9 protein-coding genes are annotated in these 7634 nt (G+C 73.1%); 7 read left to right on the top strand and 2 right to left on the bottom strand.

Features of this window, described 5'->3' with window-relative positions; all coding sequences use genetic code 11:
- A partial coding sequence (locus D2L64_RS24145) for a hypothetical protein (protein WP_407663187.1) occupies positions 1-715 on the bottom strand: 715 nt, incomplete at its 3' end.
- On the opposite strand from D2L64_RS24145, the gene D2L64_RS24140 reads away from it, so the two are divergent.
- Entirely contained in the window at positions 620-1636 is a 1017-nt protein-coding gene (locus D2L64_RS24140) for a Replicase polyprotein 1ab (protein WP_407663186.1), read from the top strand. The two genes, D2L64_RS24145 and D2L64_RS24140, sit on opposite strands and share 96 nt — an antisense overlap.
- Positions 1633-2652, top strand: coding sequence for an HAD-IIA family hydrolase (locus D2L64_RS24135; protein ID WP_119579492.1), 1020 nt, complete (start codon positions 1633-1635; stop codon positions 2650-2652). Before D2L64_RS24140 ends, D2L64_RS24135 begins: the two co-directional genes overlap by 4 nt.
- Positions 2653-2661: 9 nt before the next feature.
- Here D2L64_RS24135 and D2L64_RS24130 read toward each other — a convergent pair whose 3' ends face one another.
- Positions 2662-3000 (bottom strand): SCP2 sterol-binding domain-containing protein, encoded by a 339-nt coding sequence (locus tag D2L64_RS24130; RefSeq protein WP_119579491.1) that lies wholly within the window; start codon positions 2998-3000, stop codon positions 2662-2664.
- 111 nt (positions 3001-3111) lie between these two features.
- Between D2L64_RS24130 and D2L64_RS24125 the strand changes: the two genes are divergently transcribed.
- The 5 genes from D2L64_RS24125 to recN all read left to right on the top strand — a co-directional run bounded on the left by D2L64_RS24125 (position 3112) and on the right by recN (position 7593).
- Positions 3112-3675 (top strand): phasin family protein, encoded by a 564-nt coding sequence (locus D2L64_RS24125; RefSeq protein ID WP_119579490.1) that lies wholly within the window; start codon positions 3112-3114, stop codon positions 3673-3675.
- A gap of 14 nt (positions 3676-3689) precedes the next feature.
- Positions 3690-3956: a hypothetical protein gene (locus D2L64_RS24120; RefSeq protein ID WP_119579498.1), complete on the top strand. Its 267-nt coding sequence runs from the start codon at positions 3690-3692 to the stop codon at positions 3954-3956.
- 15 nt (positions 3957-3971) lie between these two features.
- Positions 3972-4832 carry a TlyA family RNA methyltransferase gene (locus tag D2L64_RS24115; protein WP_119579489.1) on the top strand — a complete coding sequence of 287 codons (861 nt, stop codon included), beginning with the start codon at positions 3972-3974 and terminating at the stop codon, positions 4830-4832.
- Between the two features lie 61 nt (positions 4833-4893).
- Positions 4894-5778: an NAD kinase gene (locus tag D2L64_RS24110; RefSeq protein ID WP_119579497.1), complete on the top strand. Its 885-nt coding sequence runs from the start codon at positions 4894-4896 to the stop codon at positions 5776-5778.
- A gap of 57 nt (positions 5779-5835) precedes the next feature.
- The gene (recN, locus tag D2L64_RS24105; protein ID WP_119579488.1) at positions 5836-7593 is read left to right on the top strand and encodes a DNA repair protein RecN; all 1758 of its coding nucleotides are present in this window, start codon (positions 5836-5838) and stop codon (positions 7591-7593) included.
- The last annotated feature ends 41 nt before the right edge of the window (positions 7594-7634 follow it).

The raw sequence follows: 7634 nt of genomic DNA, 5'->3' as shown, positions 1-7634 counted from the left end.
TGGCTTCCGCGGTGGTGACCGTCGTGAGGGCGGCGACCGTCGTGAGGGTGGCTTCCGCGGTGGTGACCGTCGTGAGGGCGGCGACCGTCGTGAGGGTGGCTTCCGCGGTGGTGACCGTGCCGAGGGCGGTTTCCGCGGTGGTGACCGTCGTGAGGGCGGCTTCCGTGGCGGTGACCGTGCCGAGGGCGGCTTCCGTGGCGGTGACCGTGCCGAGGGCGGTTTCCGCGGTGGTGACCGTCGTGAGGGTGGCTTCCGCGGTGGTGACCGTCGTGAGGGCGGCGACCGTCGTGAGGGTGGCTTCCGCGGTGGTGACCGTGCCGAGGGCGGTTTCCGCGGTGGTGACCGTGCCGAGGGCGGTTTCCGCGGTGGTGACCGTCGTGAGGGCGGCGACCGTCGTGAGGGCGGTTTCCGTGGCGGTGAGCGTCGTGAGGGCGGTTTCCGTCGTGAAGGTGGCTTCCGTGGCGGTGAGCGTCGTGAGGGTGGTTTCCGTGATGGCGGCGACCGCCGTGAAGGCTTCCGCGGCAGCCGTGACGGTGCCGACGCCGAGCGACCGGAGGCTCCGGCGTTGCCCGACGAGATCGTCGCCAGTGACCTGGACAAGGACGTTCGCGCCGAGCTGCTGTCGCTGGCCAAGCCGATCGCGGACACGGTTGCCCGACACCTCGTGGCGACTGGCCAACTGATCGACGAAGACCCGGCCGAGGCGCTCGCGCATGCACTGGCCGCGCGTCGGCTCGCGTCGCGGATCTCCGCCGTACGGGAAGCGGTCGGGTTGGCCGCGTACCACGCCGGTGAGTGGCAGAGCGCGATCGCGGAACTGCGTACGTACCACCGGATGAGTGGCATGCAGAGCCACCTGGCGGTCATCGCGGACTGTGAGCGGGCACTGGGCCGGCCGGAACGAGCGATCGACCTGTTCCGCGGCGCGGACCAGGAGAAGCTGGACCGGGCCGTCGCGATCGAGCTGCTGATCGTGGCCGCCGGCGCGCGCGGTGACCTCGGTCAGCGTGATGCGGCCGTGGCGATGCTCCAGGTCCGTGAACTGACCACCGACACGCCGGAGCCGTGGACGGCCCGGTTGCGGTACGCGTACGCCGACGCGCTGCTGGCGGTCGGACGGCGCGCGGTGGCCCGGGAGTGGTTCTCCCGGGCGGCGGAGGTCGACACCGACGCGGAGACCGACGCGGCGGAGCGGCTACTCGAACTCGACGGTGTGGTCATCGAAGGTGACGACGAGGAAGAGGCGGCCGAGGAACTGGTCGCCGGACCGGGCACCGTCGGAGCCGTGCCGGCCGAGCCGGACGCAGACCTCGGTGACGCCGCTGTCGCGCTTGCCGACGAGCAGGCCATCGCCGACGGCGACGAGATCGACAACGAGTACGACGAGGACGACGACGCGCAGGGCACCGCGGCCACCGTCGCCGAGGACGGGACCGCGGTCGCTGGCGCCGCCGACGAGATCGCGGCGGAGGACGACCAGACGGTCGGCGACGCGGTGGCCGCGGATGCCGGTGTGACCGGCGAGGCGGCGGTCGCCGAGGAGCGGAGCGTCGACCCGGTGCCGCAGCCCATGGCCGAGAGCGGGGACCGGGCCGCGGTGGACGGCACTGTCGAGTCGGAGGCGCGGCAGCGATGACCGATGTCGGGGAGCGGCTGGTCGACGGATACGCCCTGGTCGTGTTTGACCTGGACGGGGTGATCTACCTGATCGACCGGCCGATCCCCGGCGCTGTCGAGGCCGTCGCCCGGTTGCACGACGAGGGCCGAGAGGTGGCGTACGCGACGAACAACGCGTCGCGGCGCGCGGCCGACGTCGCGGACCTGCTCACCGGGATGGGTGTGGCGGCCCGGCCGGAGGAGGTGCTGACCAGCGCGGGTGCCGGCGCCCAGTTGTTGGGTGAGCGGCTCCCCGCCGGGGCGCCGGTGCTGGTGGTCGGCGCGGAGGCGTTGCGGGCCGAGATCCGCGCGGTCGGGCTGACGCCGGTCTCGCGCGCCGAGGATTCGCCGGTGGCCGTGATCCAGGGCTACGGGCCACAGGTGGGTTGGGCCGACCTAGCCGAGGCGGCGGTGGCCGTGCGCGCCGGTGCGGCCTGGATCGCCACCAACACCGACCGGACCCTGCCCAGTGGGCGTGGCCCGCTGCCGGGCAACGGTGCGTTGGTGGCCGCGCTGGTGACCGCGTTGGGCCGGGAACCGGACGAGGTGGTCGGTAAGCCGGCGCCCGAACTGTTCGCCACCGCCGCGCGGCGGGCCGGCGAGGGGCGGACGTTGGTCGTCGGTGATCGGCTGGACACCGACATCGAAGGGGCCAACCGGGCCGGGTTGGACAGCCTGCTGGTGCTGACCGGGGTCAGTGACGTGCCGGAACTGCTCGCCGCGCCGGCGCCGCGGCGGCCCACGTACGTGGCGTGGAATCTCGCCGGGTTGTTCGATCCGGCCGAGGTGGTGCGGGTGCCTGCGGCCGCCGGTGACCTCGGTGGCTGGCACGTGGTCACCGGCGGTGAGGGATGGGAACTGTCTGGGGCCGGTCGGCCGTTGGACGCGCTCGCGGCGCTCTGCGCGGTCGCCTGGTGGCATCGGCCGGCCGGCGCCCCGCGCGCCGGATCGCCAGAGGCGGCGAAGGCGCTCGACACCCTCGGCCTGCCGGGCTGACCGGCGGGGTCAGAGCAGCTTACGGAGCTTCATCAGGTCGAACGGGTTCGCCTTGATCGACACGCGGCGGTTGGCGACCGCCCGGGTGACGTCGAGTTCGCCGCGCACCAGGGCGAGTAGATCGTCGCTGGTGGTGCTCATGGCGATCTTCGCCTTCGGGTCGTCGCCGTCGGCCAGGTCGACCAGCCGGCCGTCGGAGATGCGGCCGTGGAAGGCGGTCTCCAGGTCGGTGATCCGGCAGGCCAGGGTGCGGTCCAGGTCGACCCGATCACGGACGGCCTCCGCGTTGCGTTCCAGCCGGTCGGCCAGATCCTGCAGCGCCTGCCGGCACTCGTCCACCGTGGCCACCCGTCGCCTCCTTGCCACACCACGTCGTCCCCCGGGCACGGTACCGCACGGAGCGGTCCGGTTGGCCGGTAGCGTGACACCTGCAGACCCGCCGGGTGAAAGGACCAAGGCATGCAGGACGCGTGGCGCGCCTACCTCGAACTGGCCATGGGCCTGACGGAGGCGCCTCGGAAGAAGGCACAGGACGCGGTTCGTCGGGCGATGGGTTCGACGGGTGCGACGGCGGCTCAGCTTCAGACGCTCGCCGAGGAACTGCGGGCCACCGGTGCGGCCAACCGGGAGGCGTTGACCAAGCTGGTGCGTTTCGAGGTCGAGCGGGCCCTCGGTGCGGTGGGATTGGCCACCGCCGAGGAGGTGGCCGAGCTGGAACGCCGGGTCCGGGAGCTGGAACGCCAACTGCGGGCGGCGCCGGGTGAGCCGGTGGTGGCCCGTGCGTCTGGCGGCGGTGCGTCGGTGGGTACGCCGGCGACGGCGGCGGCCGCACCGCCAGCTGAGGCGGCGCCGACGAAGAAGGCGGTCGCGAAGAAGGCGGTCGCGAAGAAGGCCGTGGCCAAGAAGGCCGTGGCCAAGAAGGCGGTCGCGAAGCGGACCGCCGGGACGGTGGCCCGTACCGAAGACCAGGTGGCCCGGCCCGGAAAGGCGTCGGGTCGGCCGCGGACGGACGGCGCGGCGTGAACGGGCACGGACCACTGCCGGGGCCCCGCCCCGGTCCTCCGCCGGGGTCGCGTCCGGGCCCGCCGGCGGGTGCGGCTGCGGGCCTGGGGTCGGGCGCGCGCCCGGGTCCGCCGCCGAGCTGGTCGGACGACCAGGCCGAGGAGGGTGGACACCCGGCGGTGGCGGCGGCCGTGCAGGCGATGGTCAACGCCGCGACCCTGGCTCCGGCGGACCAGATCGCCCAGTACGAGGCCGCGTACCAGACGTTGCGGGAAACGCTGGCCACCATCGACCAGGCCTGAGGAGGCCGTCCACCCATGGCACGTCGAAACCGGTTGGACGCCGAACTCGTCCGCCGCGGTCTGGCCCGGTCTCGGGAGCAGGCGGCGGCGTTGGTGGAGGCGGGTCGGGTCCAGTTGCGCGGGGTACCGGCCCGCAAGGCCGCGGCGATGGTCGACCCCGCCGATCCACTGCTGGTCACCGGCGCGGATCCCGGCTCCGAGTACGTCTCGCGGGGCGGGCACAAGTTGGCCGGTGCGCTGGCCGCGTTCGCCCCGGGTGGGTTGACCGTTGCCGGTCGGCGTTGCCTCGACGCCGGTGCCTCCACCGGGGGTTTCACCGACGTGCTGCTGCGCGCGGCGGCGGCCGAGGTGGTCGCGGTCGATGTCGGCTACGGGCAGCTGGCCTGGTCGCTGCGCAACGACGAGCGGGTCCGGGTTCTCGAGCGCACCAACGTACGGACGTTGACGCCGGAGGTGATCGACGGTCCGGTCGACCTGACCGTCGCCGACCTGTCGTTCATCTCGTTGCGGCTGGTGCTGCCGGCGCTGGCGGCCTGTACCCGGGCCGACGGTGACCTGGCGCTGATGGTCAAACCGCAGTTCGAGGTCGGTCGGGAGCGGGTCGGTGCCGGCGGGGTGGTGCGGGATCCGGCGCTGCGGGCCGAGGCGGTACTCGACGTCGCCGCGGCGGCGGCGACGCTGCGGCTGGGGTTGATGGACCTGGCGGCCAGCCCGCTGCCCGGGCCGAGCGGCAATGTGGAGTTCTTCGTATGGTTACGCCGGGATGCGCCGCCGGCCGATCCGCAGCGGGTGCGGGACGTGGTGGCTGCCGGCCCGCAGGGCCCGACGGCGGCCGGTGGGACGCCGGACGAGGTGACGGAGGAGATGGCCGGGTGAGTGAGCGCAGCGTGCGATCCATCGGAGTGTCGGCGGGGGCTCGGACCGGGTGGGCGTCGCGGTGACGCGCACTGCCCTGCTGGTGACCCATACCGGTCGTCGGCGTAGCACGGAGCATGCGCGTACGGTGGCGGCCGATCTGATCGCGGCCGGTTTCGTGGTGCGGGTGGTGGCGGAGGAGGCCGAGGATCTCGATCTGCCGGGTGTGCTGCCGGTGACCGGGCCGGAGGCGGCCGAGGGGGCCGAGATCGTGTTCGCGCTCGGCGGGGACGGCACGTTCCTGCGGGCCGCGGAGCTGGCCCGGCCGACGAAGGTGCCGCTGCTCGGGATCAACCTGGGCAAGGTCGGTTTCCTGGCCGAGGCGGAGATCGACGATCTCGATGTCGCGGTGCGGGACGTGGTGAGTCGCAACTACACGGTCGACGAGCGGTTGACCCTGGACGTGACCGCGGAGTTCGACGGCGGGCCGACGATCGAGTCGTGGGCGCTCAACGAGATCAGCGTCGAGAAGGGCGAGCGGGCGCAGATGCTGGAGTTGCTCGTCGACGTCGACGGGCGGCCGTTGTCGCGTTACGGCTGTGACGGGGTGGTGTGTGCCACTCCGACCGGGTCGACGGCGTACGCCTTCTCCGGTGGTGGTCCGGTGGTGTGGCCGGAGGTCGAGGCGTTGCTGTTGGTGCCGATCAGCGCGCACGCGTTGTTCAGCCGGCCGCTGGTGACCGCGCCGACGTCGACGTTCGTGATCACGGTGGATCCGTACACCACGCTGGCGGTGCTGTGCTGCGACGGGCGGCGGGTGTACGACCTGCCGCCGGGGGCGCGGGTCACGGTGCGCCGTGGGGCGTTGCCGGTGCGGATCGTACGGCTGCGGGACCGGCCGTTCACCGACCGGTTGGTGGCCAAGTTCGACCTGCCGGTGCAGGGGTGGCGGGGCAACCGTCGGTGAGGCGTGCCGCCGCGCCGGCTGGTCAAGTGTCGGGGCTCGCGTCTACTGTCGGTTGCTGTGCTGGAGGAGCTGCGCATCACCGGGCTGGGCGTCATCGAGGACACCACGCTGCCGTTGACCGGCGGTATGAACGTCATCACCGGCGAGACCGGTGCGGGTAAGACGATGGTGGTGACCGGTCTCGGCCTGCTGTTCGGCGGCCGGGCCGACGCCGGGCGGGTGCGGGCCGAGCCGGGCCGGGCGGTGGTCGAGGGACGGTTGCGGCTGTCCGGTCGGGTGGCCGAGACGGTGCACGCCCGGATCACCGACGCCGGGGGGGAACCCGACGAGGACGGTGCGGTGTTGTTGAGCCGTACGGTCACGGTGGAGGGCCGCTCGCGGGCGCATCTGGGTGGCCGGGCGATGCCGGTGTCGACGCTCGGTGAGGTCGGCGAGCAGGTGGTGGCCGTACACGGCCAGTCCGATCAGCTGCGGTTGTTGCGGCCGGCCGAGCAGCGGGCGGCGTTGGACCGGTTCGCCGGTGCGGAGCACGAGAAGCTGCTGGACGCGACCCGGGAGGCGTACGCGCAGTGGCGGCGGGTGGTCGACGACCTGGCTGACCGGCGGCGCAACGCGCGGGAGCGTCACCAGGAGGCGGATCTGCTGCGGCTGGGCCTGGACGAGATCACCCGGGTGGATCCGCAGCCGGGTGAGGACGAGGCGCTGAAGACCGAGACGCAGCGGTTGGAGCATGCCGAGGGGCTGCGGACCGCGGCGCAGGTGGCCCACCAGTGTGTGGCGGGTGGGTTGGAGGCGACCGACGACACTCCGGACGCGTCGACGTTGCTGGGTACGGCGCGGCGGACGTTGGAGGCGCAGTCCGGTACGGATCCGGCGCTGGCGGAGTTGGCGGCCCGGTTGGAGGAGGCGGCGACGTTGGTCGCCGACGTGTCCGTGGAGTTGTCGACGTATCTGGCCGGGCTGGATGCCGATCCGGCGCGGTTGCAGAGCCTCTACGAGCGGCGGGCGGCGCTGCGGGCGGTGACCCGCAAGTACGCCGACGACGTCGACGGGGTGATCGCGTGGGCGGACCGGGCCCGGTCGCGGCTGTCCGAGTTGGACACCTCCGACGAGTTGCTCGACGAGTTGGACCGGGAGGCGTCGCGGCTGGCCGGTGAGGTGGCGGAGCTGGCCGGACGGTTGTCGGTGTCCCGGCAGGAGGCAGCGGTGCGTTTCGCCGAGCAGGTGACGGTCGAGTTGGCCGGGTTGGCGATGCCGCACGCGCGGGTGCAGGTGGCGGTGGTGCCTCGGCCGGCTGGTCGGGCGGAGCCGACGTTGCCGGTCAACGGGGTGGACGTCGGTGTCGGGCCGGACGGCGGTGACGAGGTGGAGTTGCGGTTGCTGGCGCATCCGGGTGCGCCGTCGTTGCCGTTGCAGCGGGGTGCCTCCGGTGGTGAGCTGTCGCGGGTGATGTTGGCCATCGAGGTGGTCTTCGCCGGGTCCGGTGGGCCGCCCACGCTGGTCTTCGACGAGGTGGACGCGGGGGTCGGCGGTCAGGCGGCGGTGGAGATCGGTCGGCGGTTGGCGCGGTTGGCGCGCAGCCACCAGGTGTTGGTGGTGACGCACCTGCCGCAGGTGGCGGCGTTCGCCGACCGGCATCTGGTGGTGGCGAAGGACACCGGTGGTGCGGTGACCACCAGTGGGGTGCGGGTGGTGGAGGACACCGAGCGGGCGCGGGAGTTGGCGCGGATGCTGGCGGGTTTGCCGGATTCGGATCTGGGTATCGCCCACGCGGAGGAGTTGTTGGCCGTCGCGGCCAGGGAACGGCGGTCGTGAGGGCGCCGATTGTGAGCGGAGGCACACCGGCCTTCGCCCGT

Origin of the sequence: Micromonospora radicis (genome assembly GCF_003583405.1) — a bacterium.
Classification (GTDB): Bacteria; Actinomycetota; Actinomycetes; order Mycobacteriales; family Micromonosporaceae; genus Micromonospora; species Micromonospora radicis.
This window is presented reverse-complemented; position numbering and strand designations above follow the sequence as displayed.

What these genes read in the sequence shown, in the direction of transcription:
- D2L64_RS24115 (WP_119579489.1), top strand. Translation starts at nt 3,972, where the DNA reads ATGGCACGTCGAAACCGGTTGGACGCCGAACTCGTCCGCCGCGGTCTG.
- D2L64_RS24125 (WP_119579490.1), top strand. Translation starts at nt 3,112, where the DNA reads ATGCAGGACGCGTGGCGCGCCTACCTCGAACTGGCCATGGGCCTGACG.
- D2L64_RS24135 (WP_119579492.1), top strand. Translation starts at nt 1,633, where the DNA reads ATGACCGATGTCGGGGAGCGGCTGGTCGACGGATACGCCCTGGTCGTG.